Annotated in this window: 19 protein-coding genes; 8 read left to right on the forward strand and 11 right to left on the reverse strand. The window is 60.1% G+C overall.

Going from position 1 to position 25,845, the window contains the following annotated elements:
* The first annotated feature begins 40 nt into the window (after positions 1-40).
* From ABTV29_RS23050 to ABTV29_RS23070, 5 genes are all read left to right on the forward strand, one after another.
* Positions 41-1,375 carry a TRZ/ATZ family hydrolase gene (locus ABTV29_RS23050; protein ID WP_433766950.1) on the forward strand — a complete coding sequence of 445 codons (1,335 nt, stop codon included), beginning with the start codon at positions 41-43 and terminating at the stop codon, positions 1,373-1,375.
* 59 nt (positions 1,376-1,434) lie between these two features.
* On the forward strand, positions 1,435-2,133 hold the full coding sequence (gene ubiG / locus ABTV29_RS23055) for a bifunctional 2-polyprenyl-6-hydroxyphenol methylase/3-demethylubiquinol 3-O-methyltransferase UbiG (RefSeq protein WP_110967058.1): 699 nt from the start codon (positions 1,435-1,437) through the stop codon (positions 2,131-2,133).
* 4 nt (positions 2,134-2,137) lie between these two features.
* Complete coding sequence (gene mupP, locus ABTV29_RS23060; RefSeq protein WP_433766951.1) at positions 2,138-2,809, forward strand: N-acetylmuramic acid 6-phosphate phosphatase MupP; 672 nt, start codon at positions 2,138-2,140, stop codon at positions 2,807-2,809.
* Positions 2,810-2,920: 111 nt separating this feature from the next.
* A complete protein-coding gene (locus ABTV29_RS23065) occupies positions 2,921-3,661 on the forward strand; it encodes a YciK family oxidoreductase (protein ID WP_433766952.1) in 741 nt (246 codons plus the stop codon).
* A gap of 185 nt (positions 3,662-3,846) precedes the next feature.
* Positions 3,847-4,773 carry a GGDEF domain-containing protein gene (locus ABTV29_RS23070; protein ID WP_433766953.1) on the forward strand — a complete coding sequence of 309 codons (927 nt, stop codon included), beginning with the start codon at positions 3,847-3,849 and terminating at the stop codon, positions 4,771-4,773.
* Positions 4,774-4,903: 130 nt separating this feature from the next.
* On the opposite strand, the gene ABTV29_RS23075 is transcribed toward ABTV29_RS23070, so the two are convergent.
* From ABTV29_RS23075 to ABTV29_RS23105, 7 genes are all read right to left on the reverse strand, one after another.
* Positions 4,904-5,665 (reverse strand): TenA family transcriptional regulator, encoded by a 762-nt coding sequence (locus ABTV29_RS23075; protein ID WP_433771985.1) that lies wholly within the window; start codon positions 5,663-5,665, stop codon positions 4,904-4,906.
* A gap of 77 nt (positions 5,666-5,742) precedes the next feature.
* Entirely contained in the window at positions 5,743-8,199 is a 2,457-nt protein-coding gene (locus ABTV29_RS23080; protein ID WP_433766954.1) for an EAL domain-containing protein, read from the reverse strand.
* A gap of 193 nt (positions 8,200-8,392) precedes the next feature.
* On the reverse strand, positions 8,393-10,210 hold the full coding sequence (locus tag ABTV29_RS23085; RefSeq protein WP_433766955.1) for an ABC transporter ATP-binding protein: 1,818 nt from the start codon (positions 10,208-10,210) through the stop codon (positions 8,393-8,395).
* On the reverse strand, positions 10,203-10,841 hold the full coding sequence (locus ABTV29_RS23090; protein WP_433766956.1) for a DsbA family protein: 639 nt from the start codon (positions 10,839-10,841) through the stop codon (positions 10,203-10,205). The genes ABTV29_RS23085 and ABTV29_RS23090 overlap by 8 nt, the downstream gene beginning before the upstream one ends.
* A gap of 3 nt (positions 10,842-10,844) precedes the next feature.
* On the reverse strand, positions 10,845-11,786 hold the full coding sequence (locus ABTV29_RS23095) for a rhodanese-related sulfurtransferase (protein WP_433766957.1): 942 nt from the start codon (positions 11,784-11,786) through the stop codon (positions 10,845-10,847).
* 102 nt (positions 11,787-11,888) lie between these two features.
* On the reverse strand, positions 11,889-12,188 hold the full coding sequence (locus ABTV29_RS23100; RefSeq protein ID WP_110967048.1) for a BolA family protein: 300 nt from the start codon (positions 12,186-12,188) through the stop codon (positions 11,889-11,891).
* Between the two features lie 12 nt (positions 12,189-12,200).
* Complete coding sequence (locus ABTV29_RS23105; protein WP_096512831.1) at positions 12,201-12,725, reverse strand: DUF2059 domain-containing protein; 525 nt, start codon at positions 12,723-12,725, stop codon at positions 12,201-12,203.
* Positions 12,726-12,915: 190 nt separating this feature from the next.
* Between ABTV29_RS23105 and ABTV29_RS23110 the strand changes: the two genes are divergently transcribed.
* Entirely contained in the window at positions 12,916-14,310 is a 1,395-nt protein-coding gene (locus ABTV29_RS23110) for a class II fumarate hydratase (protein WP_433766958.1), read from the forward strand.
* 111 nt (positions 14,311-14,421) lie between these two features.
* On the opposite strand, the gene ABTV29_RS23115 is transcribed toward ABTV29_RS23110, so the two are convergent.
* The gene (locus tag ABTV29_RS23115) at positions 14,422-15,381 is read right to left on the reverse strand and encodes a DMT family transporter (RefSeq protein ID WP_433766959.1); all 960 of its coding nucleotides are present in this window, start codon (positions 15,379-15,381) and stop codon (positions 14,422-14,424) included.
* A 209-nt stretch (positions 15,382-15,590) separates the two neighbouring features.
* On the opposite strand from ABTV29_RS23115, the gene ABTV29_RS23120 reads away from it, so the two are divergent.
* Positions 15,591-15,785 (forward strand): DUF6316 family protein, encoded by a 195-nt coding sequence (locus ABTV29_RS23120; RefSeq protein ID WP_433766960.1) that lies wholly within the window; start codon positions 15,591-15,593, stop codon positions 15,783-15,785.
* Between the two features lie 121 nt (positions 15,786-15,906).
* On the opposite strand, the gene ABTV29_RS23125 is transcribed toward ABTV29_RS23120, so the two are convergent.
* The gene (locus ABTV29_RS23125) at positions 15,907-17,091 is read right to left on the reverse strand and encodes a thiolase family protein (protein WP_433766961.1); all 1,185 of its coding nucleotides are present in this window, start codon (positions 17,089-17,091) and stop codon (positions 15,907-15,909) included.
* 102 nt (positions 17,092-17,193) lie between these two features.
* Positions 17,194-18,714, reverse strand: a complete 1,521-nt coding sequence (pap, locus tag ABTV29_RS23130) for a polyphosphate:AMP phosphotransferase (RefSeq protein ID WP_433766962.1) — start codon at positions 18,712-18,714, stop codon at positions 17,194-17,196.
* Between the two features lie 160 nt (positions 18,715-18,874).
* On the opposite strand from pap, the gene mnmC reads away from it, so the two are divergent.
* The gene (mnmC, locus tag ABTV29_RS23135; RefSeq protein ID WP_433766963.1) at positions 18,875-20,857 is read left to right on the forward strand and encodes a bifunctional tRNA (5-methylaminomethyl-2-thiouridine)(34)-methyltransferase MnmD/FAD-dependent 5-carboxymethylaminomethyl-2-thiouridine(34) oxidoreductase MnmC; all 1,983 of its coding nucleotides are present in this window, start codon (positions 18,875-18,877) and stop codon (positions 20,855-20,857) included.
* 5 nt (positions 20,858-20,862) lie between these two features.
* Here the strand turns inward: mnmC and ABTV29_RS23140 are convergent, their stop codons facing one another.
* The gene (locus tag ABTV29_RS23140) at positions 20,863-25,671 is read right to left on the reverse strand and encodes an NEL-type E3 ubiquitin ligase domain-containing protein (protein WP_433766964.1); all 4,809 of its coding nucleotides are present in this window, start codon (positions 25,669-25,671) and stop codon (positions 20,863-20,865) included.
* Positions 25,672-25,845 lie beyond the last annotated feature (174 nt).

Here is a 25,845-nt window from a genome sequence, read left to right on the forward strand (position 1 = left end):
ACTTCGCCATCCTTTACAAAAGCACTGGAACCGACCCTCGATGCCGAACACTGCCGCTGCGCTCGACCTGTTATTGCTGCCGACCTGGCTGGTACCCGTCGAACCTGCCGGCGTTGTCCTCAAGGATCATGGCCTGGGCATCCGCGACGGTCGCATCGTCTTCATCGGCCCGCGTTCCGCCGCGCTGAAGCTCAACCCTGGCGAAACCCGCGAACTGCCGGACGTGCTGCTCAGTCCCGGCCTGATCAATGCCCATGGGCACGCGGCGATGACTCTGTTTCGCGGCCTGGCCGACGATCTGCCCCTGATGACCTGGCTGGAAAACCACATCTGGCCGGCCGAGGCCAAGTGGGTCAATGAAGATTTTGTACGTGACGGCACGGATCTGGCCATCGCCGAACAGATCAAAGGTGGCATCACCTGTTTCTCTGACATGTATTTCTTCCCGAAGGTTGCCAGCGAGCGCGTGCACAACAGCGGCATTCGCGCGCAAATCGCGATCCCGATCCTCGATTTCCCCATTCCCGGCGCCAGTACCGCGGACGAAGCCATTCGTCAGGGCGTGGAACTGTTTGGCGATCTCAAGCACCACGAGCGCATCAAAATCACCTTCGGCCCCCATGCACCCTACACCGTGGGTGACGAAAACCTGGAAAAAATCCGGGTGATCGCCGAAGAGCTGGATGCTTCGATCCACATGCACGTGCATGAAACCGCTTTCGAAGTGCAGCAGGCAGTGGATCAGCGTGGCGAACGTCCGCTGGCCCGCCTGGCTCGCCTGGGCCTGCTGGGGCCGCGCTTCCAGGCGGTTCACATGACCCAGATCAGCGATGAAGACCTCACGCTGCTGGTAGAAAGCAACACCAGTGTCATCCACTGCCCGGAGTCGAACCTGAAGCTGGCCAGCGGTTTCTGCCCGGTGGAGCGTTTGTGGCAAGCCGGGGTCAATGTTGCAGTGGGCACCGATGGCGCCGCCAGCAACAATGATCTGGACCTGCTCGGCGAAACCCGGACCGCCGCCCTGCTGGCGAAGGCCGTCGCAGGTTCGGCTACCGCGCTGGACGCCCACCGAGCCCTGCGCATGGCCACCCTCAACGGCGCCCGCGCCCTGGGGATTGAAGCCGAAGTCGGCTCGCTGGAAATCGGCAAAGCCGCCGATATCGTGGCGTTCGATCTCTCCGGCCTGGCCCAGCAACCGGTCTACGATCCGGTTTCGCAGCTTATTTACGCCACCGGCCGGGATTGCGTGAAACACGTTTGGGTCGCGGGCAAGCAACTGCTCGACGATCGTCGCCTGACGCGACTGGATGAAGAACAGCTGAGCACCACTGCCAAGAGCTGGGGCCAGCGCATCAGCGGCCACACCGAATCGTAAGCATCCCGGACCAGACACCGGGAGCATCAGGATTTTTCAAGTTTTTCGAGGACTACACCATGAGCAACGTCGACTACTCCGAAATCGCCAAATTCGAAGCCCTGGCCCATCGCTGGTGGGATCGGGAGAGCGAATTCAAACCGCTGCACGATATCAATCCACTGCGGGTCAACTGGATTGACGAGCGCGTCAATCTGGCGGGCAAAAAAGTCCTCGACGTCGGTTGCGGCGGCGGCATCCTCAGCGAAGCCATGGCCCAGCGTGGCGCCACCGTGATGGGTATCGACATGGGCGAAGCGCCGCTGGCCGTCGCACAACTGCATCAATTGGAGTCCGGGGTGAATGTCGAATACCGACAGATCACCGCCGAAGCCCTGGCCGAAGAAATGCCGGAGCAATTCGATGTGGTCACCTGCCTGGAAATGCTTGAGCACGTTCCCGATCCATCCTCGGTAATTCGCGCCTGCTTCCGCATGGTCAAACCCGGTGGCCAGGTGTTCTTCTCCACCATCAACCGCAACCCGAAGGCGTATCTGTTCGCCATCGTCGGCGCCGAATACATCATGAAGCTGCTGCCTCGCGGCACCCATGATTTCAAGAAATTCATCCGCCCTTCCGAGCTCGGTGCCTGGAGCCGCATGGCTGGCTTGACCGTCAAGGACATCATCGGCCTGACCTACAACCCGCTGACCAAGCACTACAAACTGGCGGCCGATGTGGACGTCAACTACATGATCCAGACCTTGCGCGAGGAGTAAGCCGATGCGAATCAGAGCAGTTCTTTTCGACATGGACGGCACTCTGCTCGACACCGCGCCGGACTTCATTGCGATCTGTCAGGCGATGCGTGCCGACCGCGGCTTGCCGCCGATGAATGACAAGCACATCCGCGATGAAATCTCCGGCGGCGCCAAAGCGATGGTCGCCGTGACCTTCGCCATGGATCCGGAATCACCGGGTTTCGAGGAGCTGCGCCTGGAGTTTCTCGAGCGCTACCTAGTGGGTTGCGCAGTCCACAGCAAGCTGTTCGACGGCATGGGCGAGTTGCTGGAGGACATCGAGAAAGCCAATCTGATCTGGGGCGTAGTCACCAACAAACCGCTGCGTTTCGCCGAGCCGATCATGCAGCAACTCGGCCTGGCCGAGCGTTCGGCATTGCTGATCTGCCCGGACCATGTGAAAAACAGCAAGCCGGACCCGGAGCCGCTGATCCTCGCCTGCAAGATGCTCAACCTGGACCCTGCCAGCGTGCTGTTCGTGGGTGATGACCTGCGCGATATCGAATCGGGACGCGATGCCGGCACCAAGACCGCCGCCGTGACCTTCGGCTACATCCACCCGGATGATAATCCGCAGCATTGGGGTGCGGATGTGGTGGTCGATCATCCGCTGGAGTTGCGCAAGGTTCTAGACAGCGCCCTCTGTAGCTGCTGATTAAAGTCAAAAGATCGCAGCCTTCGGCAGCTCCTACATCGATCGCGGTCTCCTGTAGGAGCTGCCGAAGGCTGCGATCCTTTCCAACTTTAAAATGGATTGAGGTTCTTTATGTTTGATTATTCCGCCCGCCCCGATTTGCTCCAGGGCCGCATCATTCTGGTCACCGGCGCCGGTCGTGGCATCGGTGCCGCCGCCGCAAAAACCTATGCCGCCCACGGTGCGACCGTGCTGCTGCTGGGCAAGACCGAAGCCAACCTGACTCAGGTCTACGACGAAATCGAAGCCGCCGGCCATCCGCAACCCGCCGTGATCCCGTTTAATCTGGAAACCGCCCTGCCCCATCAATACGATGAACTGGCCGCCATGATCGAAAGCGAATTCGGCCACCTCGACGGCCTGCTGCACAATGCTTCAATCATTGGTCCTCGCACACCGATCGAGCAACTGTCCGGCGAGAACTTCATGCGGGTGATGCAAGTCAACGTCAACGCCATGTTCATGCTCACCAGCACCCTGCTGCCACTGCTCAAGCTGTCCCAGGACGCCTCGGTCGTGTTCACCTCCAGCAGCGTTGGCCGCAAGGGCCGCGCGTACTGGGGCGCATACGGCGTATCCAAGTTCGCCACCGAAGGCTTGATGCAAACCCTGGCTGACGAAGTCGACACCGTGGCGCCAGTGCGCTCCAACAGCATCAACCCGGGTGCCACGCGCACCAGCATGCGCGCCCAGGCGTACCCCGGGGAAAACCCGCTGAACAACCCTACGCCCGAAGAGATCATGCCGGTCTATCTGTACCTGATGGGTCCGGACAGCACAGGCATCAATGGCCAGGCTTTCAACGCCCAGTAATACCGTACGTCGCTTTTGTGCCGCGCCGACCTCCCGTCGCGGCACTTGCGCACCCTAATCCTGTACAAAGCGGATTAGACTTGTACGAAATGTCCTACGGGACTGACGGACCAGTATGACGCGCAGCCCCAGGCCGCTCTCACCCAGCTTGTAAGACCGCCTGAACGCTCAAGAGCACGCGCCATATGAAATCACCCTCCCAGACCAACGCAATTGACTTCGATAGCGCCAAATTGCAACGTCTGGGCTTTGGTCAGCAGCAACCGACTCTGGAAAGACCGGTCAGTCTTGCGCAGCTGCGCCAGCAACTGAGCATGCAGCTGCAAACCAGTCTTGAACCTCAACGTATTCTCGGCCTGTTTTTCCGTGAAGTTCAGCGACTCGTGCCGCTCGACGCCCTGACCTACGAGCACAAGAGCAGCGACCTGCGCCTGGAGTTCGGTCAACGCGGCCGCCATTCGATCAGCTATAGCCTCAGCCATGAAGGCGAACATCTGGGTGAGCTGGTGTTTCGCCGCAGTCAGCGCTTCAGCGAACAAGATCAAGGTAGCCTCGAGTCACTGTTGGCTGCACTGCTCTACCCGATGCGCAACACGCTTCTGTACCGGGCCGCGACCCAAAAAGCGCTGCGTGATCCGCTGACCGACACTGGCAACCGCATTGCCATGGACCAGACGCTGGAACGGGAAATCGAAGTCGCGCGGCGTCACTTGCAACCGCTGTCATTACTGATGCTCGACATTGATCACTTCAAATTGATCAATGACACCCATGGTCACAGCGTCGGCGATGAAGTGCTCAAGGCCGTGGCCGCATCGATCAAAAGCCAGCTGCGCAATGTGGACATGGTGTTTCGCTACGGTGGCGAAGAGTTTCTGGTCCTGCTATCCAACACCCAACGCGAAGCGGCGGCCATGGTCGGTGAGAGACTGCGATTCGCAGTACAGGCAGAGAATTACGTCGCCGAGGGTCGTTCGATCGCACTGACCATCAGCCTTGGGTGCTCGACCCTGCTGCCAGGCGAGTCGGCCGAGAGCCTGTTGCGGCGCGCCGACAATGCGCTGTACATCGCCAAGCGCGAGGGGCGTAACCGATTGACGATGGCGGGCTGAACCTTCAGCAACAGCAAAAAGTGGGAGCGGGCTTGCTCGCGAATGCAGTGTGTCAATCAGCATCATCGTTGACTGAAACACCGCATTCGCGAGCAAGCCCGCTCCCACCGCTTTATTGCGTATCGCTAAATCAGCTTTCCGCCAGCTCCAGCCGCTCACGGGCTACCGGCGATTTTTCCGTGTGCTCCAACTGCATGCAGCGTTCCAGGAACAGGTACATGTAGTCGTAGCTCTTGCACACGGCCTGACGCAATTCCATCTGCAAGGCTTTGCTCGGGTTCATGCCCGCCAGCGTGCAGATGATTTCCAGCGCTTCCCATGGGTGGGCGTCATCGTATTGCGCATGCATCTTCAGCCACTTCATCGCACGCTTGCGCTCTTCCTCGGGGAAGGACGCGGCATAAACGCCTGTGGAGCAGACGACCGCCGACCATTCTCCGGTCGCGCCTTCAATGGCGTAGTTGGTGGCGGCAATGGCCACGATCAGCGAATCCGCGGAGCTGGTGTGCCAGCACCAGTGGCTCAGCGCGTGAAGTTCCGGGGCCACCTGTTGCGCCTGCAGATCTTCCAGGCTGACGCCGTGGCCCCGACTCCAGTTGACCCAATAGTCCGCATGGTTCAGTTCGACGCGAATGTTGCGCATCAGCCAGCGACGGGCCATGTCTTCGCCCGGATGACGGGCAAAACGGGTTTTAGTGAGGTTTTGTGCCATGTACAACGCGAACTGTTCAACCACCGGCCAGCCACCGATCAGGTACTGACGCATGGTTTTTGCGCTGAGTTTGTTGTCACGCATGCGCTGATACAGTTCGTGTTCGACAACCCGGCGCTTGCTCTCGCTGCAATCCTGGATCAGGCGCTGGGCCCAGGCAGGATAACTTGCAGCTTCCATGAGTGGGCCGGTTCGGATGAATGTGTCGATCACTGTCGAGCTCCTTTTGATTGTGATTGTTGGACCGGCAAGAGACTTCAACGGAACGTGCCAGGCGCCTTGAACAGCAAAGGCTGAGGCCTGGCAGGACGACTTTGCAAACTGTCGCAGGTAAACAACTGCGGGCGTTCTATGACATACCCCTGAGCGTAATCCACCCCGATCTCCAGCAATGCCTGCTCGATCTGGGGTGTCTCTACAAACTCTGCAATCGTGCGTTTACCCATCACATGACCGATGTGATTGATCACCTCGACCATGGCGCGGTTAATCGGGTCGTCCAGCATATCCTTTACGAAACTCCCGTCGATCTTCAAGAAGTCTACAGGCAAATGTTTCAGATAAGCGAATGAAGACATACCGGCGCAAAAGTCGTCCAGTGAAAAGTGACAACCTAACCCTTTGAGCTCATTGATAAATCTGATTGCGCTGCCAAGATTGGAAATTGCGCTGGTTTCGGTGATTTCAAAACAAATCATTTCAGGCGGAATCGAATACGTAACGAACTGTTCACGAAGGAAGTCCAGAAACGCCTCATCTCCGATAGTTGTGCCTGACAGATTGATCGCACACATCGCCAACGGACCCTTGCGCTTTTCGGCCCGGCACTGGGCAATGATCCGGAAAACGTTCTGCACCACCCAACGATCAAGGGACGTCATCAAGCCATAACGTTCGGCGGCGGGGATGAAACTGTCGGGAAGGATCATGCGGCCGGCTTCATCATGCAGGCGCAACAGGATTTCGATATGCCCGCCCTCGTCACTGGTGCCCAGTGGCGCGATTTCCTGGGCGTAAAGACAGAATCGATCCTCTTCCAGCGCCATGTGCAGGCGCTGCACCCAGGCCATTTCGCCGAAGCGCAGGGACAATTCCGAATCATCCGGGTGATAGACCTGAACCCGGTTACGCCCTTTTTCCTTGGCCATGTAGCAAGCCATGTCGGCCGCTCGCAGCGAGGCTTCGAGAGTGACCGGATTGTGCGCCACATGCACCAGACCAATGCTCACCGTGGTGACAAATGGCCGCCCCTTCCATACGAAGTGCAGGTTCTGCACAGTCTGACGCAGCCCCTCGGCAATTTTCTCCGCCGCGTCCGGCCCGCAATTCTCCAGCAGGATGCCGAATTCATCGCCACCGAGTCGGGCCAGGGTGTCGCCCTCGCGCAGACCGGACTGCAGCAGCGCGCAAATATGGCGCAACAGCTCGTCGCCTGCCGCATGGCCGCAGGTATCGTTGACCAGTTTGAATTGATCCAGGTCGAGGAACATCAACGCGTGACGCCCCGACTGACGTGTCAGATTGTGTAGCGCCTGCTCCAGGCGATATTCGAATTCACGCCGGTTGGCCAGGCCCGTCAGGGCGTCATGAGTCGCCTGCCAGGAGAGATTGGCGATGTATTGCCGTTCCTGAGTCATGTCGTGCAGGACGAGTACCGTACCGCTGACCTTGCCGGCGTTGCGGATCGGCGCACCAACCAGCGTCACCGACACCGTGCTGCCGTCCAGGCGCTGGATCAGTTTGGAATGTTCGCTGCCGCCGCTGAGATGACCGCTCAAAATGCGTTCGATCAGAGTAAAACCATCGGCCTGCGCGTTTTCGTCCAGCAGATTGAACAGCGCCGCCAGCGGCAATCCGGTCGCCTGTTCCGCCTTCCAGTGAGTCAACGCCTCGGCGGCCGGGTTCATGTAGGCAATCGCGCCCGACACATCGGTGGTGATCACCCCGTCACCAATGGATTGCAGGGTGATCTGCGCCCGGTCTTTTTCCAGCTGCAAAGCGTCGGCAAAGGCGTGGCGCTGCTTGAGCAGTTTATGGGTACGCATCAGGGCCAATGCGATCAAACCCAGGGCGGTGGCAAGGTTGGTCACCAACAGCAGGCGCAGGATGACCCGCGACCCCTCACCCAAAGCATCGCTGAAGGCCTTCGCCGCAGGGGTCACCTCATCGTTGATCGCGAATACCTGCTCCTTCCAGTGCTGGATATCCGCCCGGGACGCCGGGCTGGCAGTGATGTGCCGGTGCATGTCCTGGGCAACGTCATCGAGCTTGACCAGATACGAGTCACCCACGGTCCAGAGATCGATGGCTTTTTCGAGGTAGCTGAAATGTCGGAAATTGAGATACAGCCAGATCAGGCTGGAAACGTCGTCCGGATGGTTGCCGCCCTTGAGAATCGCCTTGCGGGCCGCTTCGATATCGGGAGGTTCGTGATCCAGCGCCACACGCAACTCGTGACCGCCCTGGGGAACGGCAATCGCGTTCTGGTACTTGTGAAAAATAGCCTCGTCGCCACTGTCGGCGTATAGATTGAGGTAATAGATGGCGTCTTTCTGGCCCTTGGACCACAAGCTTTCACCAGCCACATAGCCCCGGACGGCCGACAGCACATAAAGACTGACACCACCCAGCAAGGCCTGGAACAGTACAACGGCGATAAATGGCCAGACGATGCCCAGCAACCGTGGAGTTCCGAGAGTCCGCGTTTGATTCATGAGTTCCCTTGACTTAGCACTGCCAGATCATCATCCAACGTGATCGCTACAGCTAGACTAGGGTGCGTTACAAATCCCGGCAAGTTATGAATGGAAAACATTCGGGCACGTGCGTTCCACCTATACCGCCTACCCGCATTGCCCCTCTGGATCAGCCAACCACTGCTACCACCACCGCGCACGTCGCGACAGGTCAATGCTGCTGCAAATGTCCATAAAGCTTGGCGTACAAGCCACCATCGGCAATCAACTGCTGATGATCGCCATCTTCGGCAATTTGCCCGCCATCGAATACCAGCACCCGGTCGGCCTGCTTCACCGCCGACAGGCGATGGGCAATGATCAGTGTGGTGCGGTGGCTGAGGAAACGCGCCAATGCCTGATGCAGGTTGTATTCGGTGGCAGCATCCAGCGCTGACGTGGCTTCGTCGAGAATCACTACCTTGGGATCGGCCAGCACCATCCGCGCAATCGCCAGGCGCTGCCGCTGCCCGCCGGACAGACGTACCCCGGAACGCCCTACGATGCTGTCCAGGCCGTTGGGCAGCTCGCGGATCGTGGCGTGCAGTTGGGCAATTTCCAGCGCCTGCCAGCAGGCGTCGTCACTGCGCTCACGGCCCATGGTCAGGTTGGCGCGGACCGTATCGTTGAACAGTGCCGGATGCTGCAGGACCACGGCGACATTTTCCCGCACGGTCTCCAGCCCGATCTCCTGCTGGGTCGAACCGCCGAAACGAATGGTCCCGGCCTGCGGTGTGTAGAGGCCCAGCAGCAATTGCACCAACGTACTTTTGCCGCCACCACTGGCGCCGACGATCGCGACTTTTTCCCCGGGAGCGATGGACAGGTCCATCTGGTTCAACACCAGTTCGTCGCCATAGCCGAAACTCAGGCCCTGCACCTCGATACCCACGGTCTCGCGGCCGGTGAACGGGTCGACGCCATTGGGGTATTCCGGTTCATCGGCCCGAGCCAGCAATTCGTTGATCCGCGACAGCGCACCCCCGGCGGCGTAATAGGCATATTGCAGGTTCAGCAGTTGTTCCACCGGGCCGATCATGAACCACAGGTAGCTGAACACCGCGAGCATCTGGCCAATGGACAGGTCCGAGAACAGCACAGTGAGCATCGCGGCGGCACGAAAAATATCGATACCGAACTGAAACAGCAGGCCGCTCGCACGGTTCGAGGCATCGGTCTTCCACTGCGAGCTGACCGCGTAATCGCGAACTTCCCTGGCCCGCAGCCCCAAACGACCGAGGAAAAAGCCCTGGCGGTTACCGGCACGCACTTCCTGGATCGCGTCGAGAGTCTCGGTCAGCGCCTGGGTGAAGCGCGAGGTACTGTCGTTCTCCAGCTTCTTCAGGTGCTTGACCCGCTTGCCCAGCTGCACCGTGGCGTAGATCACCAGCGGGTTGAACAGCAGGATCAGCAGCGCCAGCTTCCAGTGCATCCACAACAGAATCCCGGCGGTGCCGACCAGGGTCAACATCGCGACCAGGAATCGACTGAGGGTTTCGCCGACAAATTTGTCCAGGGTATCCAGGTCGGTCACCAGGTGAGTGGTCACCGTACCGCTGCCCAGGCTTTCGTATTCACCCAGAGAGATGCGTTTGAGCCGCTCGATCAGGCGGATGCGAATGCGGTACACGATGTCCTTGGCCAACGCGGCGAACAACCGCGCCTGCACCACGTTGAACAGCAGGGCCGCGCAACGCAGGGCCAGGGTCACCAACAGCATGAGGCCGATGTAGCCCGCGGCTTTCTGCCAAACCTGGGGAAGTGCGAGGTTCATGACTTTCAGCGCGGCGTCACCGTGCCCCAGCAGCACTTCGTCCACCAGCAACGGCAACAGCAATGGGATCGGTACGCTGCACAGGGTCGCCAACACGGCCACGCCGTTGGCGATCCACAGGGATTTCTTGTGATGAAGGGCCAGACGGCGGATTTCCGCCCAGCTCAAGCGGTCGACGCGTTTTGCGCTTGGAACGTCGTCGGGCAGGTCATGCACAGGCAGCGCGCTCCAGCCAGCGGCCGAGCAGCGGTGACAGCACACTTAGCGGTTGATAGCCATTGGTCAGCAGGGCCAATTGACCATTTCGCTCAGCCAGCATGGTAGGGAAACCGGCGATACCCAGATCCTGGACCCAGGTGAAATCGGCAGCCGTCGCAGCGTGCATGTCGGCACGGTCGAACGCGCCAGCGAACTCGATACGCGGCAGGCCGGCCTGTTCTGCCAGCTCCACCAGCACACTGGCGTGGGTAACGTCCCGGCCCTGGGCGTAAAACGCATGCTGAATCAGCCCCAGCAGTTTCCACGCGCAATCCGGCGCCAGGCTGCGCGCCGTCACCAGTGCCCGGCAGGCCGGTTCGGTGTCGTAGACGAATCCCTCTGGCAAGGCGCCTTCCACCTTGAACGGCTGGCCGGTGGCCTCGGTGACCGCCTGCCAGTGTTCAAGGATGTAGCGCCGGGTTGAAGGTTCCAGCGCCGCACCACTGCCGGTGCGCAAGCCGCCCACCACCAGATGCACGTCCACACCTGCTGCCGCCGCCTGTTCGACCAGTGCGTTTGCAACCGGGGCAAAACCCCAGCACCAGGAACACATCGGATCCATCACATAGAGCAGGCGGCATGCAGACATGGTTCAGGCCTCGGAGGATGCTTGCTTATAGTTGTAGCCGATTGGGTGAGGCTGGTTGCGTGCCTTGGCCAGTTCGATCTGTTTTTGGCGGTCGATGGCACTGCGACGGGTTTTCTCGCTCAGGTTGTCCCAGCAATGCGGGCAACTGATACCGGCCACGTAATGCTCGGACTCGCGATCGGCGACGCTGACCGGTGTACGGCAGGCATGACATTGATCGTACTCGCCTTCGCTCAGGTCATGGCGAACCGTCACGCGGTTATCGAACACGAAGCAGTCGCCCTGCCACTTGGTTTCTTCCTGAGGCACCTCTTCGAGGTACTTCAGAATGCCGCCCTTGAGGTGATAGACCTCATCGAAGCCTTCGCTGAGCATGTAGCTCGACGCTTTTTCGCAACGAATGCCGCCGGTGCAGAACATCGCGACCTTCTTGTGCACGGCCGGGTCGAAGTTGGCTTTGATGTAATCGGGAAATTCGCGAAAACTGGTGGTTTTCGGATCGATCGCGCCTTCGAAGGTGCCGATCGACACTTCGTAGTCGTTGCGGGTATCGATCAACAGCACTTCCGGATCGCTGATCAGCGCGTTCCAGTCCTGCGGCTCGACGTAGGTGCCGACCTTTTTGTTCGGATCCACGCCTTCAACGCCCAGGGTCACGATTTCTTTCTTGAGCTTGACCTTGGTGCGGTAGAACGGCTGCTCGTCGCAGTACGACTCCTTGTGGTCGATGTCGACCATGCGCGGATCGTTGCGCAGCCACGCCAACAGGCCATCGATGCCTTCACGGCTGCCGGATACGGTACCGTTGATGCCTTCTTCGGCGATCAGCAGCGTGCCTTTGATGTCGTTATCGACCATTGCCTGCAGCAGTGGCTCGCGCAGGGCGACGTAATCTTCCAGGGTGACGAACTTGTACAGTGCCGCCACGACAATCTGTTGTGTCATGGGTAAATCTCCAGGTGGCTACCCTCGTAAGGGGTGAACCGGATGCGAAAAAAAACGCGCCGGGTAAGCGGCGCGTTGGACATTCTAACAAATCTTTCGAACTTAATGCTTGCTGCCACCGGCACAGGTCGGCGAGGCCGGAGCCCCATCCATTTGTGCCCATTCCTGCGGCGTGTAGGTATGCAGCGCCAACGCATGGAACTCGCCCATCAGCTCGCCAAGCGTGCCGTAGACTTTCTGGTGACGCTTGACGCGATTGAGCCCCTCGAACTGCTGGCTGACCACCACGGCCTTGAAATGGGTCTGCAACCCGCGGCTGTGCATGTGGCTTTCATCCAGCACTTGCAGGTGCTCTGGCTGTAACAGGGCCAGCGTCGATTCGATGCGTTGTTGCATGGTCATTACGAACTCCGCTTAAGGCTTTTTCTTGGCTGGTGCCGCTGCGTCTTTCGGCGTCAGCTCGGCAGTCATGTCAGCCAGCAACTTGTTGACCACAGGAACGGCGCTTTCCAGCTTGGCCTGGGTCATCTGTGCCGATTGCTGGGTCAGCTGCGGCATTTTTTCCAGCACTTTCTTGCCCAGGGGCGACTGGTAGAACGCAACCAGGTCCTTGAGCTCCGATTCGGTGAAGTTGGTGGTGTAGAGCTTGACCATGTCCGGCTTCAGCTTGTTCCAGCCGATGGCCTGGTCCAGTGCCGCGTTGGCCTTGGCCTGGTAAGTTTCCAGTACCGCTTTTTTCGAGTCAGGGGCTTTGGTTTGCTGGAAGCGCTGGGCGAACATCTGCTGAACCTGCATGTACACCGGAGTGCCCAATTTGTCAGCATGCGCCAGGGTCAGGAAAGCTTCGGCACTGGCGTTGTGGCTGGCGGTATCGGCGAAAACCTGGCCACTGGCACAAACCAATGCAACTGCGGTACAGATGGCACGAAGACGAGTCATCGAGTTTCCTTTCTAACAGGCGAGGTAAAACCCCAAGGACGTCCATTCTGCGCCTAAAAAAGTGTGTCACTCAACCCCAAGCCTTGTCGCACCTGATTTAGAGGGGTTCAATGGACATCAGCGAGACCGATGGAACCCCGGCCGTCGAGCACGGCCTAAACTGCGCAATCAGACAACAGGAGTGTGACCGATGAGCCGTATCGAAACCGACAGCCTTGGCCAGGTTGAAGTCCCGGATGAAGCCTACTGGGGCGCTCAGACGCAACGCTCGCTGGTTAACTTCGCCATTGGCAACGAACGAATGCCGCTGGCGGTACTGCACGGCCTAGCCCTGATCAAGAAAGCCGCGGCGCGAGTCAACGATCGCAATGGCGACCTGCCCGCCGACATTGCCCGACTGATTGAACAAGCGGCCGACGAAGTGCTCGACGGCAACCACGACGATCAGTTCCCGTTGGTGGTCTGGCAGACCGGTAGCGGTACCCAGAGCAACATGAACGTCAACGAAGTGATCGCCGGACGCGCCAACGAACTGGCCGGCAACCCGCGCGGCGGCAAGTCCCCGGTACACCCCAACGATCACGTCAATCGCTCCCAGAGCTCCAACGACTGCTTCCCCACTGCCATGCATATCGCCGCGGTCCAGGCCGTGCAGCAACACTTGCTGCCGGCGATTGCCGAATTGTCAGGCGGCCTGGCCGAGCTGTCGGCGCGGCACATGAAACTGGTGAAGACCGGGCGTACGCACATGATGGACGCCACGCCCATCACCTTCGGCCAGGAGGTCTCGGGCTTCATCGCGCAACTGGATTACGCCGAACGGGCAATCCGCGCGACACTGCCGGCCGTCTGCGAGCTGGCTCAAGGCGGCACGGCCGTCGGTACCGGGCTGAATTCTCCCCATGGCTTTGGTGAAGCGATCGCCTCGGAGCTGGCGGCGCTTTCCGGCCTGCCCTTCACCACCGCACCGAACAAGTTTGCCGCGCTGGCCGGGCACGAGCCGCTGACCGCGCTCTCCGGCGCACTGAAAACCCTTGCCGTGGCCCTGATGAAAATCGCCAACGACTTGCGCCTGCTGGGCTCCGGGCCACGTGCCGGGTTCGCCGAAGTGAAACTGCCGGCCAACGAGCCGGGCAGTTCGATCATGCCGGGCAAGGTCAACCCGACCCAGTGCGAAGCGCTGTCGATGCTGGCCTGCCAGGTATTGGGCAACGACGTGACCATCGGTTTTGCCGCCAGCCAGGGCCACCTGCAACTGAACGTGTTCAAACCGGTGATCATCCACAACCTGCTGCAATCGATCCGTCTGCTGGGCGATGGCTGCAGCAACTTCCAGCAGCATTGCATCGCCGGCCTGGAGCCGGACGCCGGGAAAATGGCCGAACATCTGGAGCGTGGCCTGATGCTGGTAACGGCGTTGAACCCGCATATTGGCTATGACAAATCGGCGGAGATTGCCAAGAAGGCCTACAGCGAAGGGCTGACCCTGCGAGAGTCGGCGCTGCAACTGGGGTATCTGACGGATGAAGAGTTCGATGCCTGGGTGCGGCCGGAGAATATGCTGGAGGCTGGGGCCAAGGGCTGAGTTCTTCAGCGCCTTTAGTCAGTCATCGCGAGCAGGCTCGCTCCCACATTGAACTGCGCATGCGGTCAAAAATGTGGGAGCGAGCCTGCTCGCGATGAACGATAACTCGGACTAATTGGCCGCCATCCGCAACTTCCGGGCCTTGAGCCCGGCAATCAACGACGGCCCCAACGCCACCAGCGCCGACCCCAGCACCACCAGGATCGCCCCGCCATACCCCAGACCATTGATCGTCTCCGCATGCACGTAGTCAGGCCACCACCAGGCGGCCAATGCCACGGCGCCAAAAGTCACCAATGGCGTTATCGCCAGCGTCGCACTGACCCGCGAGGCCTCCCAATGGGCCAGGGCTTCGGCAAATGCGCCATAGGCGATCAGGGTATTCAGGCAGCAACCCAGCAGCAGCCAGCCTTGCAGCGGATTCAACTGCAGCGCTTCCAGCGGATGTACCCACGGCGTCAACAGCAGTGCGCAGAACAGGTAGATCACCATCATCACCTGCAACGAATTCCACACCGTCAGCAATTGCTTCTGGCCCAGGGCATAGAACGTCCAGACCGTGGACGCCAACAGCACCAGCAGCACGCCAGCGGTGTAGTCGGTCAAGGAGGTCAAGAGTTCACTCAGGCGCTGATTGAAGAACAGCGCGAAACCGATCAGCAGCACCGCCAGGCCAATCCCCTGCCCCAGGCTGAAACGCTCCTTGAACACAAACACACTGGCGACCAGCAGCATGATCGGGCCCATCTGCACCACCAGTTGCGCGGTGCCGGGGCTCAGCAGGTTCAGGCCCATCAGGTACAGCACGTAGTTGCCCACCAGGCCGAGCACGGCCATCAGCACCAGCCAGCCACCACGGGGACCGAGGACTTTGCGGCTGGGCAAGCGCCTGGTCGCCGCCAGATAAAGGAACAGAAACCCGCCGGAGACCATCAGACGAAACCAGGTCACCGTGACCGGGTCCATGACCAGCAACACCTGCTTGAGCTTGATCGGCAGGATTCCCCACAGCAGCGCGGTCAGCAAGGCCAGGAACAGGCCGTAAACCCAGCGACCGGATGAAATGTGCATGCGTCCCCCAAAAGGCCAAGTGTCCAGAGCCGTCATTCTAGGCGCACGGCGGTGTGGCACACAGGGACAGTTGGCGCCTGGCCGCGAATGAAACTGTGCAGGTCGCAACATTAAATTGGCGACATGCCGTCGATCCGATAGTCAGGCTGCGCAAGTGGTTCATGCATAAGCTGATTGGATCCACCCACCGCACATTTCAGGAGATAGCCATGTTCGGCATGCGCGCCCAGGACAACGCCCCCGCCACCCACTTTCGCAGTGACCGGTTGTGTCGAGTGAATGGGGAGTTGTATTTCAGCACCCGCGAAGACACGCTGGAAGGGCCGTTTGTGAGTGCGGAAGTGGCTGAGCGGGAGATTCTGGCTTACATCGAGCGGATGCAAAATTTGCAGATGAATCGGTAGACCGAGGCGTCTGCATCGCGAGCAGGCTCGCTCCCACACTGGATCTTTGTCACACACCGGATCCCTGTGGGAGCGAGCCTGCTCGCGATGGCTATCTAACAATCACCACAAATCTTCAGATTCAGCGCACCGCCTCAAACAACCCCGTAGCCCCCATCCCACCGCCCACGCACATGGTCACGATGCCGTAGCGCAGATTGCGTCGCTGCAACTCGCGAACGAGGTGCCCGACCTGGCGCGAACCGGTCATGCCGAATGGATGGCCGATGGAAATCGAGCCGCCGTTGACGTTGTATCTGGCGTTATCGATCTCCAGTCGATTGCGCGCATACAGGCACTGCGAGGCGAAGGCTTCGTTGAGCTCCCACAGGTCGATGTCCGCAATCTGCAAGCCCTTGGCCTTGAGCAGCTTGGGCACGGAGAACACCGGGCCGATGCCCATTTCATCCGGCTCGCAACCGGCCACGGTGAAGCCGCGGAAGAAGGCTTTGGGTTTCAAGCCCAGCGCCAGGGCTTTTTCCAGGCTCATCACCAGCGTCATGGAGGCACCATCGGACAACTGGGAAGAGTTGCCGGCAGTGACCGAACCGTCTTCGGCGAAGACCGGTTTCAAACCGGCCAGGCTTTCCAGGGTAGTGTCCGGGCGGTTGCAGTCATCGCGATCAACCACGCCGTCGAGGATCTGCACCTGGCCTGTCGTCTTGTCTTCCACGCGGTACTTCACAGCCATTGGCACGATTTCATCGTCGAACAACCCGCTCGCCTGGGCCAGGGCGGTGCGTTGCTGGCTTTGGAATGCGTACAGATCCTGTTCTTCGCGGCTGACGTTGTAGCGGCGTGCGACGATTTCGGCGGTCTGCCCCATCGGGAAGTAGATCCCCGGCACCTGCTCCTTGAGCAGCGGGTTGATCAGGTTATCGGTGTTGACGCTTTTCATGGTCAGGCTGATCGACTCGACGCCACCGGCAACAATGATGTCGCTGCAACCCGAGGCGATCTGGTTGGCGGCGATGGCAATCGCCTGCAGGCCTGACGAACAGAAGCGGTTGAGGGTCATGCCGGCGGTGCCGGTACCCAACTGCGACAGCACCGCGACGTTGCGCCCGATGTTGTAGCCCTGGGCACCTTCATTGGAACCGGCACCGACGATGCAGTCTTCGACGCTGGCCGGGTCGATACCGCTTCGCGCCAACAAGGCGTTGACGCAATGCGCCGCCATGTCATCCGGGCGGGTCTGGTTGAACTTGCCGCGAAAGGATTTGGCCAGGCCAGTCCGTACGCTGTCGACGATCACCACTTCACGCATGGCATACCTCATTGTTGTTGTCGGTTGAGAGTGCATCGAGCATAAGCGCACCCAATTACCGACCGCGACAATCATTCACCCCGCGTATGCGCAGCCATCGCCTTACTTCTTGTCCTTCTTCTTGCCCTCATGTCGATCGGAGCGCTCGAAGGCTTGCTCTAGCGCGTGATTGATCGTGCGCAGGACCTTCACCCGTGCCCAGCGCTTGTCATTGGCCTCCACCAGCGTCCATGGCGAGATTTCGGTACTGGTGCGGTCGACCATGTCGCCCACCGCGGCGCGATAGTCGTTCCACTTGTCGCGATTGCGCCAGTCGTCCTCGGTGATCTTGAAGCGCTTGAAGGGAATTTCTTCGCGCGCCTGGAAACGCTCCAGTTGCGTCTGCTTGTCGATGGCCAGCCAGAACTTGACCACGATGACGCCGGCGTCGGCGAGCTGTTCTTCGAAGTCGTTGATTTCGCTGTAAGCACGCAACCAGTCCGCCGGGCTGCAAAACCCTTCGATGCGCTCGACCAGTACCCGGCCGTACCAGGAACGGTCGAACACGGTGAACTTGCCCCGCGCCGGAATATGCCGCCAGAAGCGCCAGAGATACGGCTGCGCGCGCTCTTCTTCTGTCGGCGCGGCAATCGGCACAATGTTGTATTGGCGCGGGTCCAGTGCCGCCGCCACCCGCCGGATCGCGCCGCCCTTGCCCGCCGCGTCGTTGCCCTCGAACACTGCCACCAGGGCGTGACGGCGCATGCGTTTGTCGCGCATCAACCCGGAGAATCGGGCCTGTTCGGTGATCAACTGCTCCTCATAATCCTCCTTGTCCAGTTGCAGGGTCAGGTCGAGGCTATCGAGCAGGTTGATTTGATCGACACTTGGGAACACCGGCGCGGCGCTGACTTTTTCCGGGTGGATTTGCGGCCGCTTCAGGGCGTTTTGCAGACCTTCGAGCAGGATCTTGCCCACCACCAGGCTGCGATAGTGCGAGTCCATCCCGGCAATGACATGCCACGGCGCATAGTCGCGACTGGTGCGGCGCAGAACGCGCTCGCCGTACTTCACGAACCTGTCGTAGGTCTCGGACTGCTGCCAGTCCAGCGGGCTGATGCGCCAGCTGTGCAGCGGGTCGTCGGCCAAGGCCTTGAGACGCGCTTTCATCTGCTTCTTGGAGAGGTGGAACCAGAACTTGAAGATCAGCGCGCCTTCATCGCACAGCATCTTTTCCAGGCGCTCGGCACCGTTGATGGCCTGATCGAGCCTGGGGTCCTTGATCTCGCTATGGACCCGGGCCTGCAGCATCTGGCTGTACCAGTTGCCGAAGAATATCCCCATGCGCCCCGTGGCCGGCAGCATCCGCCAATAGCGCCAGGCCGGTGGCCGGGCCAGTTCTTCATCGGTTTGCTGATCGAACGTGCGGACTTCGACCAGCCGCGGGTCCATCCATTCGTTGAGCAACTTGACCGTCTCGCCCTTGCCGGCACCTTCGATGCCATTGATCAGGATGATCACCGGGAAGCGTTTCTGCTGCTGAAGTTCGAACTGCGCTTCAAGCAAGGCTTCGCGCAGGGCTGGCACTTCGGCTTCGTAGGTTTCTTTGTCGATGCTGTGATCGATTTCGGCGGATTCGAACATGGATGGCTCCCTTCCAGATCTGAGCAAGACTAGCGGATTGACCTCTCCTGTGTAGGAGAAATGCCATTTTCATTGGCTGGGCCGTCACACAGGTTGCCATGGATCAAGCGCCTGGCCCGCGATCGGCTAGAATGGCCGCCTTGCCGTTGCCGAGCCTGCCATGAAACCCGTAATACCCCACGCCCAACTCGACTGGGACGACCAAGGGCTCCCGCGTTCGCGGGTGTTCAACGATGTGTATTTTTCCGACCTCTCCGGGCTGGATGAAACCCGCTACGTGTTCCTTGAACAGAACGCATTGCGTGAACGCTTTGCCGCGTTGCCGACGGGCGGACGGCTGGTGATTGGCGAGACCGGTTTCGGCACCGGGTTGAATTTCCTCTGCGCCTGGCAGTTGTTCGAGCAGCACGCGGTGGCCGGGGCGCGCCTGCATTTTGTCAGCGTGGAAAAGTACCCGTTGAGTCTGCCGGACCTGCAGCGGGCGCTGGCCTTGTGGCCGGAACTCAAGGTGTTTGCCGACCAACTGTTGGCGCAATACGTGGCCATCCATCAGGGCTTTCAGCGCCTGGTGCTCGATGGCGGGCGCGTCACCCTAACCCTGCTGATCGGCGACGCCCTGGAGCAGTTACCGCAGCTGGACGCACAAATCGACGCCTGGTTTCTCGACGGATTTGCCCCGGCGAAAAATCCGGACATGTGGACCGCCGAACTGTTTGCCGAACTGGCTCGGCTTGCGGCCCCCGGGTCGACTATCAGCACCTTCACCAGCACCGGTTGGGTACGGCGCCTGCTCAACGCTGCGGGCTTCAAGATGAAACGCACGCCGGGCATTGGCCACAAATGGGAAATCCTGCGCGGCGCGTTCATCGGCTGGCCGGAAGAAGCCCCGAAACCTGCCGCGGCCAAACCGTGGTTTGCGCGCCCCACACTTCTGGCCGGCGAACGCCGCGCCCTGGTGATCGGCGCCGGCCTGGCCGGTTGCGCAACGGCGGCCAGCCTCGCGGCGCGGGGCTGGCAGGTCAGCTTGCTGGAGCGTCACGCCGCACTCGCGCAGGAAGCCTCGGGCAATCCCCAGGGCGTGCTTTACCTCAAGCTGTCGGCCCATGGCACGGCGTTATCGCAACTGATTGTCAGTGGATTTGGCTACACCCGGCGCTTGCTTGAACGCTTGCAGCGCGGCGTGGACTGGGACGATTGCGGAGTCTTGCAGCTGGCGTTCAATGCCAAGGAAGCCGAACGCCAGGCGCAATTGGCGGCAGCGTTTCCCGAAGACTTGCTGCAAACAATCGATCAGGCGCAAGCCGAGGCTCGCGCGGGTATCGCGCTGCCAGCAGGCGGCCTGTTCTACCCCGAAGGCGGTTGGGTGCATCCGCCAGCCCTGTGCCAATGGCAGGCTGCACAATCGAACATTCAACTGCTGACCCATCACGAGGTGCTGGAACTGCGTCGCATGGACGGACGCTGGCAGGCGTGGGATGGCGACAGGCTGCTGGCCGAGGCGCCCGTGGTGGTGTTGGCCGGCGCTGCCGAGATCGCGCGATTCCCGTACAGCAGCGAGTTGCCGCTCAAGCGCATTCGCGGACAGATCACGCGCCTGCCCCGGACGGTCGAAAGCCAAAGCCTGAGCACCGTGGTCTGCGCCGAAGGGTATGTCGCTCCCGCACGTCTGGGTGAACATACCTTGGGCGCCAGCTTCGATTTCAACAATGACGACCTGACACCCACAGCGGCGGAGCATGCGGGCAACCTGCAGATGCTCGAAGAAATTTCGCTGGATCTGGTCGCGCGGCTCGGCGCGGACACCCTGCAGCCTGAAGCACTCGAAGGGCGCGCGGCGTTTCGTTGCACCAGCCCGGACTATCTGCCGATAGTCGGCCCGCTCGCTGACGCTCAGGCGTTCAATCTTGCCTACAGCGCCTTGAGCAAGGATGCCCGGCAAACGCCGGACGCCCCTTGTCCATGGCTGGATGGCTTGTACGTCAACAGCGGCCACGGTTCACGCGGACTGATCACCGCGCCGCTGTCTGGCGAATTGCTCGCGGCCTGGCTGGATAACGAACCGCTGCCATTGCCCAGGGCCGTGGCCGAGGCGTGTCATCCGAACCGCTTCGCCTTGCGCCGCCTGATTCGAGGCAAGGCCTGAGGTGTTTAATCCAGGGCAAAGCAAGTCCGCGACTCGTCAGCCCTGATGGCCTCCTCGGTCAGGCGGCTCAATAAAACGTTTTCCGCGCGCTTGAATTCATTGGCAATGCCGTCGACCTGGGGAAGATAGTCCGCGCCAAGCTTTGCCTCGTTTTCAGCGGCCGTTTCCATCCGCACGTGAAAAGGTGCAGCAAGGTCAGTGAACTGTTTCTCGTGATGCTCTCGCAAAAAATCGCTCCAGAACGAGCGGCCACACATGTAGGTCAGCAGTTCGGGAGAGTTTTCTGCCTTGACGACCTCATCGCCTGCAGCGACCAGATCCGCAGGCGTCACGCCGCCTAGCGATGCATACCGCATATGCCGGGGCTGACCGACCAGCTTGAGTCTCTCGGCCAGGCCGGTGCGAAAAGCCAGCGCCACTTCCACCGGATCGAACTTGGGATTGGCTTTTACATGCTCCCGAGCGAGACGGTCGAGGCAATCCAGGCGGAACAGGCTTCGCCCAAGGCTTAACAGCCGAGCCGCCCGGTCATGGGCATTGACGGATTGTCGAACCACTGTGTGGACTTCCACTGCCACCTCAAGATTACTGAAGATCGTCGCTGCATCGTCAGTGCAATGGGCTTTGACTGCCATCGACAGCAGCTGATCGCACAACGCCGAGTCAGCCTGAATCGCCTCGATGACACTCCAGACCCGCCGGGTCATGTCTTCGCGCTCAAAGCGGTTGTCCGCGGTGCCTCCAACGTCTGCCAGCAACTCAAGGAATCCTTTGGAATGGGGTTCGTTCTTTAGCGCCAGCCAGGCACTGTTTCGACGGGCATAGGCCTGTTCACGCGAATCCGGCATCCACAGGTCTCGAGCCCGTTGTTCACTGAGCACCGAGGAATCGTCCTCAAGCAGACCCAAGCCGATGCCTGTGTTGTCGCGGAAGGTTTCCAGCTTCGCAAGGCTCGCTGCGGAAATCGGGTTATCCCTCAGGTTGATCGTTCGGGCGAACCGTTGCGTGGCCTGGAACAGCCAGTCGGGCAACTCCCGGATCTGATTGCCACGCAAGTCCACGATGTCCAGATACGGCGGGCGCTTGAGTCCAGCGGGAAGTTCCGTGATATGGGTATCGCGCAAGAACAGCGATTGCAAATCCAGCATTTTGCTCACGTCGATCGTGGCGCCCAGGCGATTGCCGCTCAGTCCCAGCGTGCGCAGATTGCGCAGCTCGGCCAGCTTGCGCAATGTGTGTTCGGTCAGTTGTATCTGATTGCCATCCAGCCTCAAGTGCTCAAGTTGGGGCATGTGCGACAACACCTCGGGCAATCGTGTGAGTTGATTGCGATCCAGTTCCAGCGAGACAAGCCTTTTGAACGGTTTGAGGAAATACGCCAGCTCATCGCCAGCCTGCATGTCCTTGATTGAGAGGGCGCGCACATGGGCCACATCCTCCTCGGTCAATGTCGGTAACGGCCCCACCGGGTTGCGGTCCAGCGTGAGTGATGTAGCCGCCTGATTTTGCCGCGCTACCCGGCGCCAGCAATTTTCGATGGCATTGGCAACCTGACGACGGCCGATACGAATATCGTCGAGCCGCCCCGGCAACTTCTTCATCTGCACTTCATCGTCAAGCCAGGTGCGTAGCACCCCACGCAATTTTTCCAGTTGCTGCCCCAGCTCCTTGACTCGATTGGCCCGCGCTATCGGAGTACTGCCGGCGTTGTCGAGAAACGACGAAACCTGGGCATCCGTGAACAGCGGATAGAGCTTCCTGACATTACGAATCAATCCCCTTGAGTAAGAACTCGCACCAGGCGGACTCGCCTGGACACAGGCCGACAGATGTTTCGCCGCTTCACTGCGCTCTCCCCGCAACACCCGCGCGGTATGCGTCGGATCGCCAGCCCCCGCTCTCGACAGCCGTGCCCGTAACGTCGGCAAGTCCAGCGCATCGTCCCCCGTGAACCCCATGGCGGTGCGATGGGTGGGGGGCAATGCATCCACTATCGACTGCAGCAGCATATCGCTCGACAGAGTGGCAGCCACATTGCCATTGCGTTGGGTGACCTGATAGCCGGAGGCGGTCTTGACGATGACTCCATGCGAAGGCGCATCGGCTTCACCCACGCTGTCGAGCAAGGCGCCAGTCGCCGATCCCCGTCGCAGTTCCAGTCGAAAACCATCGTTCCAGCCTTGCACCCGGTCCATCAGCCCGAGCGCCAGTTTGTCGGTGTCGGCATTGGCCAGTTGCGGGAAGCGCAACCCCGTCAATGCACGGTCCTGCCTGAGTGCCGCCTGGGCCTCGCGGGCCTGGCGGGCGAGATCCATGCCCAGGATCTTGCGGTCACGCAGGAAAAGGCGATCCCGGCCAGAAGCGTTCTCCAGCAACTCCTGACACATGCGGGTGGGCAGGTCGGGCACCTGTTCGCGCAGCGTCGCAACGTCACCGATGGCGGTGCCGTCATAGGTTTTATACAGCCACTCATGCAGCGGCCGGCGATTGCTTTTGAGACTGGCGGCGATCTGTTTTGCCATCAACTGCGCTTTCGGTTCAGTGCCCGTGCTGCCGATGATGGCCTCGACTTCTTTCGGGTACAGGCCACTGATAACGGTATCGAGCAATTCACCCCACTCCAGCTGCACCTGGCTGACATGCACGCTGTTGATGTCATCGTTGTGCGGGGCGGTCTCGGGGAAGCGGGACACGACCATATCGTTTGCGTCGCGCACTTCTATGAAGCGCTCCGCCGGCCAGCCGGGGAGCCTGGGCAGTGTAAACAGTTGCGCCTGGATGAAGTCCGTGTTCGCGGTCTCGCCGCGCTCCATGGCCGCGACCAGTGCGGTGATGGAGCGGTGGAGTTTCACCCGCTCGACACAATCGTTCAGCCGCTGCGGCAACTTGAAGTTGCTTTCGTGCAAGTAGTGAATCTGGTCCGTCGACAGGTTGCTGATGTCGGCCAACGCCTCCAGGTCAGTGCCAAGCTCGCTCAGGCGCGGGCTCGTGCGTCCCAATGCATAAGCCGTATCGTGCCACTCGTGGGCGTGCTCATAGACATGCCGCCAGCCACCTTCCACGTTTCGCTCGACGGCGGGCTGGAAGGCATCGGTTTGCACAGGATGATCGATGGTCCAGGGCCCCGCTTCGGTTTTGCGCGAGACTCGATAAGGCGCCCCATCAATGAGGATCGAAGTCAGCCCGGCATGCCGGTAGAGCCCTTGCGAGTCGGCTTGAACGTCGGCTGGCGGTGTCGTGGTCTGTTGGTATGACTCAAGTTCGGGTTTCCACAATCCGGCTTTGCCATCCGGGCGAGTGACCGCCTCGAATCCGTCGAAAAACGCCACCTGCTCTGTCACGCTTTTGTTGACGGCTGCAATAATTTTGCCGCCCGCCGCAAATGCTGCCAATTGCGCGAGGCTTTCAACAACATTCAACAAATGGGACAAGGCTTCGGTTCGCTCGCCGCGTGTCCAGTCCACCACGCCTTCATAGACCTCGCTGACGATGTCGACAACGGCCGCTGCCAACATCAGCTGGCCTATCACAGGTACGAAGAACGCCGCCGCGTTCAACAGCAGCAGGCCACCATCGAGCAATATCTGAATGGTTGTTTCCCGTTGTTGTTCATCGACATCTTCGGTGGGGACAGCGAGCAAACGCGCGTCTTTTTGAGTCTTGCTGACAAAGGTGTTGAAGAAGAAATCGGCCAGGCAGGTGTCGGCGGGCGAGGCAGTGAGCGTTCCCAGGGTCCTGTCTTTGTCAAACTCGGTAAAAAAAACCGATCGATCATGGCCGTGCAGGTACTGCTCAGCGAAAACTTTCCTGTAGCTGGCGCTCTGCAAGTGGAGGCGGAGGTAGGTCTTGAATTCGTCCAGCGAGGCATATTCAAACAACGGTCGTCGCGGTTCATTGGGCATGTAAACCACGCATCTGGCGTTCGGCTCGGTATCGATGGATACCCTGGTAAAAACCAGCGCACCACAGATGCAGGCGTCATGAATCATCAGGCCTTGCCAAAGCACCGGCCCACCATCAAACACCGCGCCCCTGATTTTCGCCGCAGGAAGATCCTGTTCCAGCGCACTCAGCAACATCGAATAAACAGCTTGGCTGATGTCTTTCCTGAGGTAGGCGATGTGGAGGGCCACCTGCATATCCAGCACTTTCAAGCGCCGAATGTCGGCGGTGGAGGCTCGACTATCGGCAGGCGCTCCTTTTCCCGGTTTTGCCGGCAACGCCAGTGCTGCGCTGATATGGCGTTGATAACGGCCCCCCAGGTCGAGCTCACGACAGAGTGTCGCGAACTTCGCGAAGGTTATTTCAGTTCCGGATTGCGCCTTCGCGTCGATGTGTATCACTGCGTCCACCGGGGGTACGCCGCCCTTCGCTTCTTCTGCGGTGAAGTTCTCCATGGCGGCGTGAAGCAGGCTGCGTGAAGTCGTGGTTTGTTGCGCCAGGGACCCCAGCGGGTTGAGTCCTGTAGACGCATACTTTCTGGTTGTGATGTCCAGCGTGTCCCGTTCGACATCAAAATCGATCGTCCACTTGCCGTTGAGGAAGGCGGTCAACTCCTCTTTGCAGAACTCGTCCAGCGGCTTGAGTTTTTCCAGTGCCGTGGCCACCTTGCCCTGGGCCAGAAAAGATTGTTCGAAAGCGGCCTTGAGGGCCTGCACCACTTTCAGGTCGGCATTCGCCAACCAGTCTGGAACAGACGCCAGCAGCGATTGCGCCTTGTCCAGATCGCCGGTGTGTTCCAACACGGCTTCGAGTCGTTGTTGAGGTGTCAATGGCGCCGCAACGGGGGTGGTCCTGGAGGTTTCAGACGGCATGAGCAATATCCTTATTGCGTTGAGGTGCGCTCAGTCTATGAAGCTCGTCAGGCCATGAATAATTCGAATACAAGGACGAATCGGCCTGCATCCAAGCAACAACTTCCATGCATCGCAGCGACAACTACCACCCCTGCGATGGGGACCTGTGTCCCCTCTTCCTCTGCCCCCGGC

It is taken from the genome of Pseudomonas putida, from assembly GCF_050989985.1.
Lineage (GTDB): Bacteria > Pseudomonadota > Gammaproteobacteria > Pseudomonadales > Pseudomonadaceae > Aquipseudomonas > Aquipseudomonas putida_AI.